Origin of the sequence: Agrobacterium salinitolerans (assembly GCF_027498475.1) — a bacterium.
Lineage (GTDB): Bacteria > Pseudomonadota > Alphaproteobacteria > Rhizobiales > Rhizobiaceae > Agrobacterium > Agrobacterium salinitolerans.
On the sequence record NZ_JAPZLN010000002.1, the window covers coordinates 111,082 to 127,559 of the forward strand.

Sequence of the window (16,478 nt, forward strand, 5' to 3'; positions counted from 1 at the left end):
TTTAGTATTATATCGCACCCGCTTTTGCGGGGCGGAAGTCCAGTATTCAAGCAGGCTATCATGCAATAGCGCGACGCGATACACACAATTTTGCGATGCGGCATTTCCTCCGCATCAGTCAGAAAACTTCCAGAACCGTAAGCTGGTCGCTGACGGAAAGCCGGTATTGCCCGCTTTCCTGCGTCATTGTCTGCTGGCTCACGGAGCCGTCATCGCGGAAACGGTGTGCGATAACGTGACTATGCTGGCCGGCCACCGAAAATGTGGCAACCCGTTCGGCGGGCGGGTTTTCGATGCGGGCTGGCCACTGCCAGCCGGAAATTCCAAGCCAGACAGGCACGAGCAGAGCACCGTCCGGTCTTGTAAGGTGCAGGGCCAACCTTTTGGAATCGGCGGTAAGGAAATCGAGCTGTCGTTCCGCCGGTCCGGTCTGCCGTTCCGCCCTGCAAAGGGAAAGAAGGATGCGAACGGCCTCGTAAGCGGGGGTGCGGCTTAAATCATGGCGCAGCAGGCCGAAGGAGGATTCCGGGTTTGTCTCATCGGCGGCGAAGCTTGAAACCATTTCATAGATGTAGGACCGGCGGATGCCGCTGATGAAACACCAGAGCAGCATGCGCGGCATATAGCGCGCCTTGATGCCTTCGGTGACGGGGAAATGAAATGTCCTGGTCTGCAGAGAGGTATGATAACCCATTTCCGTGGCGAGCACCGGCCTGCCGGCCGCTATATGCGCCGAAGCGGCGACGGATTTAGAGAGCGCCCCCGGACCGGTGGTTTCGGGATGCTCCATCCCGGCATAAGGGTGGATATTGCCGTAATCGCAGGCATTTTTCAGGTCCAGCGCCAGCGCTCTGTTCGACAGGACATAACTTGGCGCCGCGACGGGCACCGTACTCAGGCGCGGAACCGAGCGGATGGTGTCGTGCAGCGCCGCCTGATGCTCCGCCGAAATGCGCGGAGCATTTTGCGGGTCCTTCGTCAGGTTGGGCTCATTGCTGCCTTCGAAAATATCGATACCCGCATCGCACCAATCGTAAAAATCCATGAGCCTGTCGAGCGGCGTGGAAACGTAAGGGTTAAGATTGTCGTAACAGATGACGGTGAGGCGAACGCCAGCCGCCACGATCCGTCGCAGCCGCCGAAAGACGGGGCTGTCGCGACTGTCTCTTGCGGCGATGAGCCCGTCGTCACGCAGATGCCGGACGCCCAGCGCTTCAAGCTCGGGCACGATCCGGTCGAACCGTTCCGGATAGACGCCCGTGGGGCGGGTGAAGTGACCGCACACCCCGACACTGTCGAGAAAGGCTTCGGTACTGGCCGAAGCAAGTCTCTGCGCCCTTGCCGAAGTAGCGCTAAGACCCGAGGCGGCGACCAATGCAAGGGGTGCTGCTGAAAGCAGGTTGCGCCGCGTCAGGCCACCCATCGTGGCTGGCGTTCTTCCATTCATCTGCGCCTCCTTGAGAAACGATAAGACAGACGCCGTCACATGGGCGTCGCCGTTTGAATGGCGGTCACGGTTGCCCGGTCTCGATATCAAAATGGTCCGGAAATCTTGGCATTTGCGGCCGCCCAAAATCCATCTCTTTGAAATAAAATGATATTATGAATTTCAGTTAAATCATTGCCTGCAACGCAACCGATTGCCGATTGCCTGCACTTTAAAGTGGCTAAACCGTAACACGAGGTCGGTTCTTTTCGCAACACCGCATGGCTTTTGCCGCGCCGCAAAAAAAATCACTTGAAATAGCGTCGATTCCCGTGCTTTTTGAAAAGTAGATTTTGGTAATTCATATTTTCAAACATTAGTTCTGCTCCGGCTCTTTATATTTTTGCAGATGTCTCATTGGTCTCCTGGATTGAAGGGAGACAAACGAGCCCGGGATGGACGCCATAGATTTTCGATGAAGGAAAACAGAGCGTATCCGCATGAGAATTCTCCATCTTAGCAGCCTTTATCCGCCGCATATCGTTGGTGGATGCGAGCGTTCGGTCGAACATCTCGCCGAGGAACTCGTCTCCATGGGACATACGGTCGGCGCCGCCTGTATCGAGCGGCAGGCCGAACCGAAAACCATGCGCAACGGCGTCTCCGTCTACCGCATGTTCCATAATAACGATTTCTGGCTTGAGGACTGGCCGCAATATTCGCCGCAGCAGCGGCGCATGCAGAAGCTCAAGCAGCAGTGGAATTTCGACGTCGAAAAACAGTTCGAGGCCGTCCTCGACGATTTCAAGCCTGACGTTCTCAACACCCATTCGCTGCTGGATGTGACGACGCTGGTGTGGCGGGCGGCGCATAAGCGCGGCATTCCGATCGTTCACACGATCTGCGAATATGATCTCCTGTGCGGCAATGCCGCCATGTTCAAGGGCGGCAAGCCCTGCGAGCACATCCATCTCGGCTGTCAGGCGGTGAATTTCACCAAGAAATTCACCCAGCGTTATATCAGCGCTGTCGCAAGCGTCGGCACTGAAATCCTCAAGACGCATGTCAATCACGGGCTTTTCCGTCACATCCCGGAAAACCTGCGCCGCGTTATCTTCTATTCCTGCACGGTTCCGGAGGGCGATCCGGTCGCCCGCCGGCAGATCGACCGCACTGGCCGGCCGCTGACCTTCGGTTATATCGGCCGTATCAATACGGAAAAAGGCGTCGGCAACATGGTCGATGCCTTCAGGGAAATCGGTCACGGGAACTGGCGCTGTCTGGTCGCCGGCCATGCGATGGACGATTCGATCGAGCGTTTCACGGTTCAGGCCGGCGATCTGCCGATCGAATTCGTCGGCTGGGCGAAACCGAAGGAGTTTCTCGAAGAGATCGATGTGCTCATCGTCCCTTCCTTCTGGGCCGAGCCTTCGCCACGCACGATCTACGAGGCTTATGCCATGGGCGTGCCGGTCATCGGCGCAGCCTCCGGCGGCATTCCGGAGCTGATCGGCGAGACCAACCATGACTGGCTGTTCGAACCGGGCAACGCCACCGACCTTGCCGCCCGTATCCGCCGCGTGCTGACGCTCTCGCGCGAAGAATTGCCGACGGAGGCGGATTTCGGAAACATCGTCGAGGAATCCACCTCGCGTCGGGTCGGCGAAAATTATGTGAAACTCTATGAGGACGTCCTGACGAGCAGCAGGCAAAGCCGAACCCTGCGTGCATCTTAACCGGCAACGGACCCGGTCCGTTGCCGCGGTTTTCTTTGAAGGAGAGGGCATATGGCGGGAAGCAATAAGGGCAGCCTCCGCTTTCACGGCCTGGGCGTCGACTGTTTTGCGGCGGTTGCGCATGGTGCGTCGACTCGGCCGGGTTTACGGATGGTGGATTGATGGCCGAAGCTACGTCGATAGGCAGCGCCGCCGTTACGGGTGTCTTCTGGTCCATCGTCCAGAACTGGGGCGGTAAGCTTTTCACCTCCATTCTCTTCATCGTTCTGGCCCGTTTCCTCAGCCCTACCGATTATGGCATGGTCGCCACCGCCGGGCTGGTGCTGATGTTGATCCAGATGGTGTCGGAGTTCGGATTCGCGGACGCGATCGTGCAGAAACGCAACCTGGAACCCGGCGACGTCAATCTGCCCTTTTATGCCTCGGTCACGGTCGCAACGCTGCTGGCTATCGTCGTCTGCGTGTTTTCACCGGAACTGGAACGCTGGTTCGAGGTCGAAGGGCTGGCGCCGGTCATCGTGGCGATCTGCATATTGCTGCCGCTGAACACGGCTTCGATGTTTCAGGAGGTGAATTATCGCCGTGCACTCGCCTTCAAACCGCTGGCAATCAGAACCTTCATCTCGAACATCGTCGGCGGTGGGGTGGCGATTGTTTTCGCGATCACGGGCATGGGCGTCTGGAGCCTCGTCGTTCAAACCTATGTCGCCACCCTCGTCACGCTGATCTGGCTCTGGCGAAAGCCGCATTGGTTGCCGGGCACCGCTCTCAATCCCGGCACCTTCGTCGAACTGCTTCGCTTCGGTTCGTCGGCGCTCGGCCTTCGCATTGTCGATTTCGCGGCCACGCGCCTGATCGATTTCATGATCCTGGGACGTTATGGCGTGGCCGTCTTCGGCCTCTACACGGTTGGCAGCAGGCTCTATCAACTTATGATGCAATTGCTTCAGTCGGCACTTTATGACGTCTCGCTAACGGTGCTTTCGCGCGTCTCGCACGAGCGCGACCGCATGGCGGAACTTTACAAGCGGTTGATCGCAATATCCGCTATCGTCTCGACACCAGCCTTCGTGCTCTTTGCGGCATTGACGCCGGAGATTTGCCGCGTTTTGTTTGGTGCGCAGTGGCACGGGGCAGATGAGATCGCGAGACCCCTGCTGCTGCTCGGCGCTTTACAATGTGTGCAATTTCAAAACGGCCCATTTCTCTCCGCACGCGGCCGCCCGAACAAGGTATTGATTGCCGGCGCCGCCAAATCGATTGCCACAATTCTGATGATTGTCTTCATACCGACCGACGGTATCGATGAACTCGTCATTGTTTACGTATTTGGTCAACTTGCTTCAACGCCCTTTACGTTCTTTTATGTTTCGCGTGAATTGGGCGTGTCGCTCCGAAAAATAATGTCTCTGCTTCTGCCGAGTTTTGCCGCCAGCGGTCTTTGCCTTATCATCGTTCAATGGATGCGTCCTCAAATTGCCGCCCTCAGTTTAGGCGATTTCATGTCCGCAATACTGCTCGGGTCCATTTTTACATTTACTTATATTTTGCTCATAGCGCTGGTTGCCCGGACGCAGGCGCGGTCGGCCCTTGTTTTCGTCACGAGCAAGGTACTCCCACGGAAGGAAGTGAATGCGTAAGCTCATAAAAAAAATCATTCCCGCACCGCTGCATCGTGAATGGGTGAAGTACAATGAGAGCCGCAATCAGGATGTTGCTATTCGTCACTTCTTTCACACGCTGCAGGAGCAAAAGCGACGTATAAAAAACCTCGCCGCTGGGGATCATATAAGTCGGGTTCTGATTGTCGCGTGCGATCCCTATTCCGTTTTTGGCTCTATCGGCGACGATGCCATGATCACCGCGACCGTCCAGCATGCTCGTGCAAGAAATCCTGATGTCGAAGTCGATATACTGGTCGAAGGTACAGGTGCTTCGGATTTGGTTCGTCAGAGGGGATTTAATCCCGTCGATCTCTTTGGCGAAATTGATTTTTCCGGAGCACTTCTTAACCACTTTGAAGCGCGGCGATACGATTGCGTCGTGGTGGTTGGGGCAGATGTGATGGATGGATATTATCATCCACTGGTCAGCGCAAAACTCCTGGCAAGTGCTGATTTGGCTGCGGCCGCCGGGATAAAAAATGTCATCCTTGGTTTCAGCTTCAACCAAGCGCCTCATCCCGCTCTGGCTATGTTTTATAGCGCCCTTCATCCCAATGTCTCAATTAATGTACGCGATCCGGTTTCCCTCAACCGCCTGCAATCATTCGCCAGGACAAACGCGGTACTGGTTGCCGATTCGGCGTTTAGCCTTGTTGCCTCAGAACCGGATGAAGACACCGTCTCCTGGATCAAACGGAAACGTAATGAGGGATACAGGGTGATGGGCTTCAACCTGCATCCCATGTTGTTCAAAAATGCTGACAGCAGCCAGGTCGACACCATCATAAAGCGTGGAGCCGAGGCATTGCACTTTGTGGCGGATGCACGGCCGGTCTGCTGGCTGCTTATGCCGCATGATTACCGGGATGGTTTCGGTGACGAATTTTGCCTTCAGGCGATTGCCGGGCAGGTTCCAGATTCACTGTCAGATCGGGTTCGATATCTGAACGGCAGGTGGTCCGCGTCCGTTCTCAAGGGCATTGCGGCGCAACTGGATGGAATTGTCAGTGGGCGCATGCATCTCGCCATAGCAGGGCTGGGTAAAGGCGTTCCGGTCATATGTATCGCCTATCAAGGGAAATTCGAAGGGCTATACCAGCATTTCGCTCTATCTTCGTCGGAACTGCTTGCTCCCTCCGCCTTCTATAGCGATGACGGCATCAGGAACGCTTTGATGGAGTTCGTCGACAATGCTGATGACCTTCGCGAGCAGGTCCAGCGGAAATTGCCTGATGTTCTCGGCCTATCAAAAAACAATTTTCAGATTTTCGAGTCCTTTCCAAAACAGAATCAATCGGTCTCATGAAAGTTGCTTTCGTCTCAGCCATTCCCGCCGTTCCCGCGTCCGAGGGCAATCGCAGCCGGATTCTCCAGTTGACGCGCGCCGTTCGCAGCCTGGGACATGAGGTGCATTTCGTTTATGTTGATACCCCGATTGCCGCCGATTTCGATCCGGCCGCGCATGAAGCAGAATTCAGCTCCGGGCGCCTGCATTTCGTATCACGGCAGCGGAGCCGTTTTAAAACAAGGCTTATCGGGGATTGGGGGTTGGAAGCTGAAGTGATCGCGTTTCGAGCCGTCCGAAAGGTCCACCGCCTTCTCGGTCGCGACAGCGGTTTTTATAATCACCTCGACGAGTTCTATTACCCGGAAATCGGCCGGCAGGTTCGGGATATTCAGCGCCGGCTTGGCATCGATGCCGTCATTGTCGAATATGCCTTTCATTCGCGGGCGTTCCTGGGGTTGCCGAAGGGGGTGCTGCGCATTCTCGACACCCATGATTCCTTCGCCGACCGACACAAGGCTTTCGTCAATACCGCGAACAAATATGGATACTGGTTTTCCGTTCCACCGAAAATGGAAAGCAAGGCTTTCCGCCGTGCGGACGTCGTTGTCGCCATTCAGGAGGAAGAGGAGCGGACGTTCAGGCAGCGGCAGGGGGCAGAGCCGCCGGTTGTTGCGACCGTCAGCCATACTCTCGATCTCGGTGGACGAGTGGAAGACCTCAGTTCGAGCGACTTCCTGTTTCTTGGTTCCAGCAACGACGCCAACATCATTTCCCTGACGGGCTTCATTGACAACGTCCTGCCGATCGTCAGGGCGACACGGCCGGATATTCGCCTGGTCGTGGCTGGCAGCATATGCGGCAAGATCGGGGATAGGGACGGTGTTGTCAAACTTGGCCGCGTGGACAGCCTGAAGGAAGCTTTCACCCGTGCGCCACTCTCGATCAATCCCATCACGCTTGGAACGGGCATCAACATAAAATTGCTCGACGCTCTCGCCGCAGGTGTTCCCACGATCAGCACCCGGACAGGCGCGAGGGGACTTTCGGAACGATACCGGCGCGGCGTGGTCATTGTCGGCGATGGCGATCATCAGGCTTTTGCCGACGCAATCCTGCAACTGGCCGCGAGCCAGGATCAGCGGCAGGAACTGGGAAACAAAGCCTTCGAGGACGCGATTGAGTGGAACCGCCGGCAAATGACGGTGCTGAATAATATTCTGACCGGCAGGAAGCCTGAATAAGGTATGAGTTTTCCGCTGGATGCCGTCTCCCGCCGAGGGACCGATAATCCGTGATGTCCGTCGCTGCGCCCGTCAAAGGGTTGTTCTTGGTGGGCGGATCGATGTATTCAGGGGCCGGATCGTCACTTGAACCCGCTGGTATATGGAAACGTCGCTTTATCTGCCCGTCAAAGGCTTTCTTGAAAAGGCTGGTTACACCGTCAAGGGTGAAATTGGTGGTTGTGACCTCGTGGGTCTGAGCGACGACGACCCGGCTGTTGTCGTGATCTGCGAGCTGAAACTGAGCTTCAATCTGGAACTTATCCTGCAGGCTGTCGATCGGGCGGCTATCGCAGATGAGGTCTGGATCGCGGCGCGGGTCTCGGCCAAGGGCAGGGGCCGTGAGGCTGACAAACGTTACCGGGATCTCTGCCGCAGGCTCGGGATCGGCATGCTCGGTATTTCCGATGCCGGCGATGTCAGCATTCTCGTCGGCTCCGTGACCCCCATGCCGCGCACCAATCCGAAACGGCGCTCCCGGCTGATGCGCGAACACCAGAGGCGGCGTGGCGATCCGGCAGTGGGCGGCAGCACACGCGCGCCGATCATGACCGCCTATCGCCAGCAGGCACTCGGCTGCGCAGAGGCGTTGGCATCAGGCCCCTTGCGCGTACGCCAGATCAGGTCCAGCGTCCCGGATGCTGGCAAAATCCTGCTCGCGAATGTCTATGGCTGGTTCGAACGGCTCGATCGGGGAGTCTATGGCCTGACCGAGGCGGGGCAGGAAGCCCTGCAGCGATGGCCGCAACCGGCAACCTGACGCGAAACCGCGTGTGCCATAAACCGGAAGCCCTTTTCAGCATTCCGGGTCTTGTCGAACGGCAGCCGCTATTCCGCCGTTGCCTGAATGTCGACCTTGTCGAGCAGAAGCATCGGATTGTCGGAAGCGGCAACGAGATCCAGAAGGCCGAGGCCATTTGCACCCGTCGATTTGGCCGTGACCGTCAGGGTTTCCGGTGTGCTGATGAAGCGGCCGAGCGCCTCCACCGCATTTTGCAGTTTAGGCTGTTCAGCCGCGACCTGTTGCAGCAGGGCATTTGCCACCAATGTCAGGGTGGCGCGAACCTCTGCCTCGCTCATGTGGTTTTCCAAAGAATAAAGCTTGATCGCCTTGGCCATCAAACCTTCGTCCTTGATCGTGAGTTTCACCTCGCGGCCGGCAAGCCCGAAGAGTGCGGCCTGGGCGCGATCGATGTCGAAGGGAAAGAATTCTTCCGTAAACCCGCTCGCGAGACCGGAGAAATTGACGCTGCCAATATCCTTGCCGCTGAAGGAGATTTCCCGGATCATCAGATTGTTGTTCGGTTCGTCCCAACCCGCGGAAAGGCCATAAGACAGGGCGAGCGACTCGATGCCCAGCTTGCGCGCTTCAACAAGAACCTCCTCCGACGAGTCCGCCGGGATGGGAAGAGTCAGATCGTCCTGCCGGATCGTAATGTCGGTCGGAATGCCGTTGAAGGGTTTTGTCAGCCCCATTTCGAAATTCTTGAGTGTGAACTTGACGCGCTCCGGCGTGCCTTTCGTTTCCTCGTTTGCCTCCTCGTCCGATTTTTCGGGCGCGGCCACATCGACATTGATGCCGCCAACACGGATCGTTCCGAGTTCCGGTATCAGACGGTTGAACGGAAAGGTCTCGATCTCCGTATCATCGAGCCCGGCGAGCTCGGAAATTGCCTTGATCGACGAACTCCAGTCAAAGCCCTTGAGGCTTGCCTCATCGACCTTGATCGAGTTGTCGCCATTTTCGATCGACATGCCGTTCATGCCGAGATCGAGTTTGCGGCTGTCCATCTGCATGTCGATACGATTGATGGTGGCCTTAACCCTCTTGCCAGCCGCGCCCTCGCTTTCGTCGGGCGCATCCACCTTCATCGCTTCTACCCAACAGCCGCTGCCGCCCGGTCCGGCGGATGGTATGGGTCGCCCGGATGCGTCGCCTCCACCACCGCCGTCAAAGGGCGCGCATTTCCGCCTCGAGCAGGGCGATAGCAAGATCGATGTCAAATGTGCCGATGGCGAGCCGATGAAGGCGTGCTCGGACATCCTCATGCAGCTGATCGACAAGATCAACGAGGAGTCCGATAGGAGACCGGAAGCGGCGTAACGGCGCCGCTTCACGCCCTCTCACGGTGTCCTCATGCGCGTGTCAGAGCAGCAACGTTGCAAGCGACGCCAGCAAGGCCGGTGTCATGACGAGGGCGCCCAGTTTGAGGAAGTCCAGCGCGCGCACATGCAGGCCTTCGCGCCGGAGTGCTGACAGCCAAAGGATGGTTGCGAGCGAGCCCGTGACCGACAGGTTCGGTCCCAGATCGACCCCGATCAGAACAGCGGCAGTGACATTGTCCGGCACCTGTGCAGCCTGAACGGCACTTGCAGCGAAAAGACCAGCCGGCAGGTTGTTGACGAGGTTAGAAAAAAGCGCGACGGCGACGCCGCCGATCCCAATGGCCTGTGCCTGCGAATGTTCACTCAGCGCCTTCAATTGCTCGGCGACCACGGCGGTGATGCCCGTATGGCTAACGGCTTCGACGATGACGAACAGGCCCGCAACGAGCGGCAGCACACCCCAGCTCACATCCTTGATGATCTCCACCGGGTTCTGCCGCACGATGGCAAGAACGAGGATAGTCGTGATTACGCCAGCGAGGAACGTCGGAAGGCCGAGATCCATGTGGAATGCAGAGGCTGACAGCAGCACGGCGGCGGTTGCCAGCAGGCCGACGCCCGCCAGTTTCGCCGGCAGGCTGAGGGTCGGGCGTTCCACCCGATCCGCGACGGTGTCTTCCGCGAGAACACGGCGCTGCGACCAGTAAAGCGCAAGAAAGGTGACAAGAATTGCCGCAATCGACGGAAGCAGGAACGTTTCCAGCCAGCGGGACAGCGGCGGCATCTCGCCGCCGGCAAAAATGACGAGGTTGGCAGGGTTGGAGATCGGCAGCACGAAACTCGCCGCATTGGCAATGAAGGCGCAGATATAAAGGTAAGGAAGCGGATTCTTGACCCTGGCGGCACGGCAGGCCGCATAAACGGCAGGCGTCAGGACGACGGCGGTGGCGTCGTTGGAGAGAAGCGCGGTCACGACGACGCCGATCAGGTAGATCAGCACGAAGAGGCGCCGCGCCGACCCTCTTGCGTAAGAGATCGCAACGGCGGCGACCCAGTCGAACAGACCTTCACGCCGGGCAAGCTCAGACAGCAACATCATGCCGGTCAGGAACAGGTAAACGTCGAGACCCTTGATCACCCCTGACCAGACTTCCGCAGGCGTCAAAATGCCCAGCGCGAGGATCAGCAGCGCTCCTGCGACGGCCCATACGGCCTCGGGCCACCGGAACGGCCTGATAACCACCCCTGCCGCAGCAGCGACCGCAATGGCCGACGTATAATACGCAGCGCTCATGTGTTTCCTTGATGCTGGTTGTTGAGGTTGATCAGGTGGTGGGTTGCGTCTGGTTATTTCAGTGTTGTCTTCGCGTTCGGGAAGCCCGGCGGGAACAAAAGGGATCACCGGCATTCTATACAATGTCGGAAGCGGGCTGACCACAAGTCTGCCGACAATTACCTCAGTGAGGAGGCCAGTCCTGTTTCGTGCTTGAAGCTTTGCCGTGCATTTCCGACGCTTGCAATCGGCGAGGAGACCATGCTTGTTCACTGTTCAAGCCGCATCTACGCGTTTTCCAGCGCGCGTAAATGCCAGAATACCGCCCGCCCGCCGACGCACTGCATCGAGGAGTAAGGCATGAAGAAGCTTATCAACGATCCATCCACCGTTGTCCGGGACATGCTGGAGGGCGTCGTGGCGCTCAGCCCGCAAACCATTCTGCTTCTGGATGGGAACGTGGTCATTCGATCCGGGCTGCCCGAGGCGGAGAAGCGCAGGGTGGCGGTGCTTTCGGGCGACGGCGGCGGACATGAGCCTGCCCATGCCGGTTATGTCGGTGCGGGCATGTTGACGGTCGCGGTGGCGGGCGATGTCTTCACTTCGGCAAGCACCGATGCGGTTCTCGCCGGCATCAGGGCTGCGGCCGGCCCTGCCGGCGCGCTGGTCATCGTCAAGAACTATACCGGCGACCGGCTGAATTTCGGCTTGGCGGCGGAGCTGGCGAGGGCCGAAGGAATCCCTGTCGAGATCGTTGTCGTCGCCGACGACGTCGCCTTGAAGGATACGGTTCCCGTCGATCGCCGCCGCGGGATTGCGGGAACGGTGCTCGTCCATAAGCTCGCCGGGGCCGCAGCGGAAAAGGGGCTTGCTCTTGAAGAGGTGACCCGCATCGCCCGGGAAGCCGCCCAAGCTCTCTTCGATGGGTGTCTCGCTGGGCTCCTGCACGCCGCCGGCTGTCGGCAAGCCGGGCTTCGTGCTGGGTAAGACCGAGATTGAAGTCGGGCTCGGAATCCATGGTGAGCAGGGCGTGCAGCGGATGCCCATCGCCTCGGCTGACGCGCTCGTGAAGCTGGTGATCGAAACGATCGAGGCCGACGGCAAGCTCGCTGGCGGCGATCGCGTCGCGCTGCTGGTCAACGGCCTGGGGGCAACGCCGCCGATGGAACTCGCTATCGTGGGCACGGTCGGCGGTCGTGCTGCCGGAGGCGAAAGGTGTCGTCGTGGAACGCGCCTGGGCCGGCACCTTCCTTCGGCCCTAGATATGCCGGGTTTTTCGTTGTCGGTCTTGCAAGTCGACGATGCAGCGCTGCAGAGGCGACAGCCTCGATGAAGCCACGGCTCGGGCGCGCAAGTTACCTCGGTGAGCGGGCGGTCGGTCATCCCGACAGGGGCGCGGTCGCCGTCGGTATCTGGCTCGAAGCTATTGATGGTGCGTGAGGATCGGCCTTATCCCCGGTTAACTGATGTGGCGGTGGAGATGACTGTCCGCCGCCCGCTCCGTAAAGCGGGGATGGCCATCGCTGACACAGAGACTTACCGGCGGCCTGAAGCCGGAGTGGATTTTTCGAAGGTTGCCAGAATGTCTGTGAGCAGCTTCCGGCTCCTGGAAAGTCCGTTCATCTGTTCTTCAACCCTGCCGATCTGCATCCGCAGCTTCGATTTCAATTCGTCGCATGGCTGGAAGGCTTGCCGCTGATCAAGGGAGCAGGGCAGGAACTCCCTGACATTGGCGAGGGTCATGCCGGCATTGCCGAGCAGAAGGATGCGCTCGACGGTATCGACGTCGGCGACACTGTAGTCGCGATATCCGGCCTTCGTGCGGCTGGGCGTGAGAAGGCCTTCGGCCTCGTAATAGCGGAGCATTCTAATGCTCACACCTGTTTTCAGGGAGAGTTCGCCGATCTTCATTTCCAGCCCTTGACTCTGACAGCGCTGTCAGACTGTAGGGAAGACGCTCCAAGATGTAAACACGCTTCAGGAGCTTGAAAATGACTGGAAAATCCCGCTTTCGTACCGAACTCGATGGCCGGACGGCGACCGCACAAGACTTATCACCTCTGGCCTTCGCAGGTTTTGCGCATTTCACCGCCATGCAGGTGCGGGACGGCGCCGCGCGCGGGCTGGATTTGCATCTCGCCCGACTGAAATCGGCGTCGCAAGAGTTTTTCGGCAGAGCCCTGCCGGATGATCTGGTGCGCGACCGGTTGCGGACAGCGATCCATGCAGGCCCGCCGGCCCTGTCGCTGACGGCTACCCTGTTTTCGCGCAGTGGGGAATTCACTCGGACGGGAGCAGAGAACGACCCCGCCATTCTCGTTCGCACAACGCCTGCCTTTGATGATCCGAAACAATCCCTGCGTCTGGCACTCGTCAACCATGAACGCCCCTTCGCAACGATCAAACATGTGGGTGAAGCATCAAAAACCTATTTCCTTCGCAAGGCCGTCGAGGGTGGATATGACGATGCGGCCTTTGTTGACGCGCGGGGATATCTGAGCGAAGCAACCATCTGGAATCTGGCCTTTTGGGATGGCGAGGCGGTGGTCTGGCCAAGGGCCGCCTTCCTTGCTGGTATCACGATGAGCATCATTCGCCGCCAGCTCGACGCGCTCGGCATCGCTCAGCGCGAGCAACTGATCCGTCCCGCCAATCTCAGCGATATCAAAGGCGCGGTCGTGATGAATTCCTTGACACCCGGTATTCCGGTTGAAGCTCTAGGGTCGCATTGCGTGCCCTTGGCGCCTTCTTTCGTGAAAATGCTCCACCAGGCCTACGAGCGCGAGCCGCTGGTGAAAATCTGACCGAGGCTTAGCCGATCAGGTGCAGGCCCGCATCCGAGAGCCTGAGAATGGTGAGCCTGCCCGTGGTGTAAGCGCCGGTGTCGATGCCGATGCGCTGCGGGCCGGTCTCCGGTTGCTCCACTGGTGTGTGTCCATGGACGACGAGGAGGTCCAGCCCGGCTCCCTGTGAGAGGAAAGGCTCACGGATCCAGAGCATGTCCTCATCGGTCTGCGCATCAAGCGGCAATCCCGGTCTCAAGCCGGCATGCACGAAGATATAGGAGCCGATGCGGGCATAGACGGGCAGGCTGGATAAAAGCTGGCGATGCGGCTGCGGGATCGCGCCTAGCAGCGCATCCCTGAAAGGCTGTAGCCTGAGACGGCCTTTATTCATGAAATAGTCGATATCGACCCCGTAGGACAGAAGTGTCTGGCGGCCGCCGAAGTCCAGCCAGTGCATATTCTGCTGCGGATTTTCGAGAAAATCATGGAAGAGCTGCTCATGGTTGCCGCAAAGCGCAATACGGCGCAGCGGCGCGGGCGGGGGCTGCAGCAAATATTCGAGAACGCCACGGGAGTCCCGTCCGCGATCGACATAGTCGCCGAGGAGAACGACCAGCGCGGGTGCGGGCTCGGGTCCCAGATCGGCGAGGATTTTCCGCTCCGCCTGCAAAAGCAGATCGAGGCAGCCGTGCACGTCGCCAATGGCGTAAATAGGGAAGGTGGCCGGCTTGTCGCCAAGGTCTATTCTACGCCGCCTCCGGTCGTCGCGGGGGGCTGGTTGCTTACGACCGCGAATCCAGTTGAATACCTTGGGCATAGCTGCCGATACTGTCTCTGCCGCACAAGGTCAAGGGCGTTGGAAACGGCTGTCGCATCCTGCGTCAAAGCCCGTGTCGAAGCCCCCATGAATGAAGCCCACGAGTGCAGGACTGACGGTCTAGAGTTTCAGCCAGATGCGCGGGTTCTCATGCGACTGGATCTTGATCCATTTCAGATCGACGGCTTTCCATGGCTTGACGACATTGGTGCGGTTATCAAGCACGAGATCGCCCTGGCTGGTGCTGACAACCAGGACGGCATGGCCAATGCCATCCGTCGTGCGCGCCGTTGCGATGCGCAGGGCGCCTGAGGGCCAGCCGGCGCGCAGGAGGCGTTGCCGCTTGGTCACCGCGAAATCTTCACAGTCGCCGCTTGCCGGGTTCAGTTTCCAGTCGTCTTCGCCGTCCTGTTCGCTGGCATAGATTATCGACGTGTTGATCTCGGCGTTGATGCGCTGGAGTTCCGCGCGCTTCTGTTTGCTCAGTTCCACCATATCGCGGTCGCCGATCCGGAGGCACTGGTCGGCGGCGCTCTCGCAGAATTTCGCAAAGGCAATGGGCGCGATGGTCGGGCGGCTCGTGGTCATGAACTGGCCAGGCCGCGATGCGCCGGGTTTCTGGGTGAGGCCGCCGAGCTGGACGGCCGATGCCGTTGTCGCAATACTTGCCGCCACGCTGGCAGCGACGGCAAAGATCTTTGCCAGACGGATTGTTTTCTTCGCCATGTCCTTGCCCCTGCACAATTGTCGTCTCTTATGCCTGGCACCATAGCGACCCATTCTTGCGGGCCGTTTAAGTCGATAGATTGCATTTTAACGAAATCTAATTTTGTTGCAGCGTGCTAGAAACAGTCGGAAAATTGGGCTCGCGCTCACCTGCAGCGGGTTCTACCCTCGGTGTCGATGATACAGGTTTGCTGCGGGACAGCGCGCCTGAGTTCACGCCGTGTATCGGGGGAGGCGCGGTTTACCGGCGGCCGGTCGTAATTTCGGTAAATTTCGAAATTGCGCCCGCCGATCGTTCCGTGCGCTCCGCCGCGGCCATCCGGCGTCACTTCGTAATTCCGGTACTGCTGGGCATGGGCGCACGCGAAGAGACCGATCACGGCGACGAGCACGCTGGCCGCGAGGCTGCCCCGCAATGCTGCCGCTTGCCGCCTGCCCAACCTCATGACCGTTCCTCCATTGACGAAATGACGGACGCCGCCGCACATTTGCCATGCCGGGCGCGCATTGATGTTCCATTGGTCCGTCGGGGGTAATCATATCACCGATAGTGCGTCCGGTGTGAGAAGGATTTGTGTCTGGCAAAGGCCCGAATCGCCTCCCTGCCGCATCGGCCCGCGGTGTCCGTGGCCAGGAGGCTCCACCGTGCCGCTTGATCGTCAGGAATGCGAAAAACGCCATTTCAGGGCTCAAAAATTAAGCTCTTCGCCGCTGCATTTATAGGCTTCACAATCCTGTAACAACGGACCTAATATACAAGTGCAGATGCCGAATCGCTCAGGAGAAGCCCTTGACGATTGCAGTTTCACCACAGGCCCTGCCGGCGCTCGTTCTGAACGCAGACTACAGGCCACTGAGTTATTATCCCTTGTCGTTATGGTCCTGGCAGGACGCGATCAAGGCCGTCTTTCTAGACCGTGTGAACATCATTGCAGAATATGATCATGCGGTGTCGTCCCCCAGCTTTTCCATGCGGCTGCCGAGCGTCGTCAGCCTCAAGACCTATGTGCAGCCCACCCGCAACCCCGCTTTTACACGCTTCAATGTTTTCCTTCGGGACAAGTTCGAATGCCAGTATTGCGGCACGCGGGACGAATTGACCTTCGACCACGTCATTCCCCGCGCGCATGGCGGTGAAACGACGTGGCACAATGTCGTGGCGGCGTGCTCTCCCTGCAACCTTAAAAAAGGCAGCAAGCTTCCCAAGCAGGCGGGCATGTTCCCGGCGCAGAAGCCTTTCCAGCCCACGGTTCAGGATTTGCACAATAACGGGCGGCTGTTCCCGCCCAATTATCTGCACGAAAGCTGGATGGACTATCTTTACTGGGATACCGAGCTGCAGCCCTGATCTTTTGAGGACTGCAACGCGGTTTTCC

15 protein-coding genes and 2 pseudogenes are annotated in these 16,478 nt (G+C 58.6%); 10 read left to right on the top strand and 7 right to left on the bottom strand.

The window, feature by feature from the left end; all coding sequences use genetic code 11:
• Positions 1-118: 118 nt before the first annotated feature.
• Positions 119-1,447, bottom strand: coding sequence for a hypothetical protein (locus O9X91_RS09295; protein WP_269833709.1), 1,329 nt, complete (start codon positions 1,445-1,447; stop codon positions 119-121).
• A 479-nt stretch (positions 1,448-1,926) separates the two neighbouring features.
• On the opposite strand from O9X91_RS09295, the gene O9X91_RS09300 reads away from it, so the two are divergent.
• The 5 genes from O9X91_RS09300 (at position 1,927) to O9X91_RS09320 (ending at position 8,154) form a co-directional block, all read left to right on the top strand.
• Positions 1,927-3,162, top strand: a complete 1,236-nt coding sequence (locus O9X91_RS09300) for a glycosyltransferase family 4 protein (protein ID WP_142912051.1) — start codon at positions 1,927-1,929, stop codon at positions 3,160-3,162.
• 161 nt (positions 3,163-3,323) lie between these two features.
• On the top strand, positions 3,324-4,802 hold the full coding sequence (locus O9X91_RS09305) for a lipopolysaccharide biosynthesis protein (protein WP_142912050.1): 1,479 nt from the start codon (positions 3,324-3,326) through the stop codon (positions 4,800-4,802).
• Positions 4,795-6,132 carry a polysaccharide pyruvyl transferase family protein gene (locus tag O9X91_RS09310; protein ID WP_142912049.1) on the top strand — a complete coding sequence of 446 codons (1,338 nt, stop codon included), beginning with the start codon at positions 4,795-4,797 and terminating at the stop codon, positions 6,130-6,132. Before O9X91_RS09305 ends, O9X91_RS09310 begins: the two co-directional genes overlap by 8 nt.
• Positions 6,129-7,355 (top strand): glycosyltransferase family 4 protein, encoded by a 1,227-nt coding sequence (locus tag O9X91_RS09315; protein WP_142912048.1) that lies wholly within the window; start codon positions 6,129-6,131, stop codon positions 7,353-7,355. Before O9X91_RS09310 ends, O9X91_RS09315 begins: the two co-directional genes overlap by 4 nt.
• A 142-nt stretch (positions 7,356-7,497) precedes the next feature.
• Positions 7,498-8,154, top strand: a complete 657-nt coding sequence (locus O9X91_RS09320) for a DUF2161 domain-containing phosphodiesterase (protein WP_142912047.1) — start codon at positions 7,498-7,500, stop codon at positions 8,152-8,154.
• 68 nt (positions 8,155-8,222) lie between these two features.
• Here the strand turns inward: O9X91_RS09320 and O9X91_RS09325 are convergent.
• Positions 8,223-9,263, bottom strand: a pseudogene (locus O9X91_RS09325) (hypothetical protein); the annotation flags it as partial.
• On the opposite strand from O9X91_RS09325, the gene O9X91_RS09330 reads away from it, so the two are divergent.
• Positions 9,205-9,498, top strand: coding sequence for a hypothetical protein (locus O9X91_RS09330; protein WP_244614220.1), 294 nt, complete (start codon positions 9,205-9,207; stop codon positions 9,496-9,498). The pseudogene O9X91_RS09325 and the gene O9X91_RS09330 sit on opposite strands and share 59 nt — an antisense overlap.
• A gap of 42 nt (positions 9,499-9,540) precedes the next feature.
• Here O9X91_RS09330 and O9X91_RS09335 read toward each other — a convergent pair whose 3' ends face one another.
• Positions 9,541-10,794 carry an arsenic transporter gene (locus O9X91_RS09335; RefSeq protein ID WP_142912045.1) on the bottom strand — a complete coding sequence of 418 codons (1,254 nt, stop codon included), beginning with the start codon at positions 10,792-10,794 and terminating at the stop codon, positions 9,541-9,543.
• 381 nt (positions 10,795-11,175) lie between these two features.
• On the opposite strand from O9X91_RS09335, the pseudogene O9X91_RS09340 reads away from it, so the two are divergent.
• Both O9X91_RS09340 and O9X91_RS09345 read left to right on the top strand, forming a co-directional pair.
• A pseudogene (locus O9X91_RS09340) lies at positions 11,176-12,106 on the top strand (dihydroxyacetone kinase subunit DhaK).
• Positions 12,103-12,213 (top strand): DAK2 domain-containing protein, encoded by a 111-nt coding sequence (locus tag O9X91_RS09345; RefSeq protein ID WP_269833711.1) that lies wholly within the window; start codon positions 12,103-12,105, stop codon positions 12,211-12,213. The pseudogene O9X91_RS09340 and the gene O9X91_RS09345 overlap by 4 nt, the downstream one beginning before the upstream one ends.
• A 96-nt stretch (positions 12,214-12,309) precedes the next feature.
• On the opposite strand, the gene O9X91_RS09350 is transcribed toward O9X91_RS09345, so the two are convergent.
• Positions 12,310-12,684, bottom strand: coding sequence for a MerR family transcriptional regulator (locus O9X91_RS09350; protein ID WP_142912044.1), 375 nt, complete (start codon positions 12,682-12,684; stop codon positions 12,310-12,312).
• A gap of 80 nt (positions 12,685-12,764) precedes the next feature.
• Here O9X91_RS09350 and O9X91_RS09355 point away from each other — a divergent pair, with 80 nt between their 5' ends.
• Positions 12,765-13,577, top strand: coding sequence for an aminotransferase class IV family protein (locus O9X91_RS09355; protein WP_142912043.1), 813 nt, complete (start codon positions 12,765-12,767; stop codon positions 13,575-13,577).
• A gap of 7 nt (positions 13,578-13,584) precedes the next feature.
• Here O9X91_RS09355 and O9X91_RS09360 read toward each other — a convergent pair whose 3' ends face one another.
• The 3 genes from O9X91_RS09360 to O9X91_RS09370 form a co-directional block, all read right to left on the bottom strand.
• Positions 13,585-14,376: a metallophosphoesterase family protein gene (locus O9X91_RS09360; protein ID WP_269833712.1), complete on the bottom strand. Its 792-nt coding sequence runs from the start codon at positions 14,374-14,376 to the stop codon at positions 13,585-13,587.
• 120 nt (positions 14,377-14,496) lie between these two features.
• The gene (locus O9X91_RS09365; RefSeq protein ID WP_137411487.1) at positions 14,497-15,102 is read right to left on the bottom strand and encodes a transglutaminase-like cysteine peptidase; all 606 of its coding nucleotides are present in this window, start codon (positions 15,100-15,102) and stop codon (positions 14,497-14,499) included.
• A gap of 146 nt (positions 15,103-15,248) precedes the next feature.
• On the bottom strand, positions 15,249-15,548 hold the full coding sequence (locus tag O9X91_RS09370; RefSeq protein WP_269834294.1) for a hypothetical protein: 300 nt from the start codon (positions 15,546-15,548) through the stop codon (positions 15,249-15,251).
• A 344-nt stretch (positions 15,549-15,892) separates the two neighbouring features.
• On the opposite strand from O9X91_RS09370, the gene O9X91_RS09375 reads away from it, so the two are divergent.
• The gene (locus O9X91_RS09375) at positions 15,893-16,450 is read left to right on the top strand and encodes an HNH endonuclease (RefSeq protein ID WP_003585610.1); all 558 of its coding nucleotides are present in this window, start codon (positions 15,893-15,895) and stop codon (positions 16,448-16,450) included.
• Positions 16,451-16,478: the final 28 nt, after the last annotated feature.

Excerpts from the sequence above, each read along its gene's own strand:
- O9X91_RS09295 (WP_269833709.1), bottom strand. The coding sequence starts at position 1,447 with ATGAATGGAAGAACGCCAGCCACGATGGGTGGCCTGACGCGGCGCAAC.
- O9X91_RS09300 (WP_142912051.1), top strand. The coding sequence starts at position 1,927 with ATGAGAATTCTCCATCTTAGCAGCCTTTATCCGCCGCATATCGTTGGT.
- O9X91_RS09305 (WP_142912050.1), top strand. The coding sequence starts at position 3,324 with ATGGCCGAAGCTACGTCGATAGGCAGCGCCGCCGTTACGGGTGTCTTC.
- O9X91_RS09310 (WP_142912049.1), top strand. The coding sequence starts at position 4,795 with ATGCGTAAGCTCATAAAAAAAATCATTCCCGCACCGCTGCATCGTGAA.
- O9X91_RS09315 (WP_142912048.1), top strand. The coding sequence starts at position 6,129 with ATGAAAGTTGCTTTCGTCTCAGCCATTCCCGCCGTTCCCGCGTCCGAG.
- O9X91_RS09320 (WP_142912047.1), top strand. The coding sequence starts at position 7,498 with ATGGAAACGTCGCTTTATCTGCCCGTCAAAGGCTTTCTTGAAAAGGCT.
- O9X91_RS09330 (WP_244614220.1), top strand. The coding sequence starts at position 9,205 with ATGGTGGCCTTAACCCTCTTGCCAGCCGCGCCCTCGCTTTCGTCGGGC.
- O9X91_RS09335 (WP_142912045.1), bottom strand. The coding sequence starts at position 10,794 with ATGAGCGCTGCGTATTATACGTCGGCCATTGCGGTCGCTGCTGCGGCA.
- O9X91_RS09345 (WP_269833711.1), top strand. The coding sequence starts at position 12,103 with ATGAAGCCACGGCTCGGGCGCGCAAGTTACCTCGGTGAGCGGGCGGTC.
- O9X91_RS09350 (WP_142912044.1), bottom strand. The coding sequence starts at position 12,684 with ATGAAGATCGGCGAACTCTCCCTGAAAACAGGTGTGAGCATTAGAATG.
- O9X91_RS09355 (WP_142912043.1), top strand. The coding sequence starts at position 12,765 with ATGACTGGAAAATCCCGCTTTCGTACCGAACTCGATGGCCGGACGGCG.
- O9X91_RS09360 (WP_269833712.1), bottom strand. The coding sequence starts at position 14,376 with ATGCCCAAGGTATTCAACTGGATTCGCGGTCGTAAGCAACCAGCCCCC.
- O9X91_RS09365 (WP_137411487.1), bottom strand. The coding sequence starts at position 15,102 with ATGGCGAAGAAAACAATCCGTCTGGCAAAGATCTTTGCCGTCGCTGCC.
- O9X91_RS09370 (WP_269834294.1), bottom strand. The coding sequence starts at position 15,548 with ATGAGGTTGGGCAGGCGGCAAGCGGCAGCATTGCGGGGCAGCCTCGCG.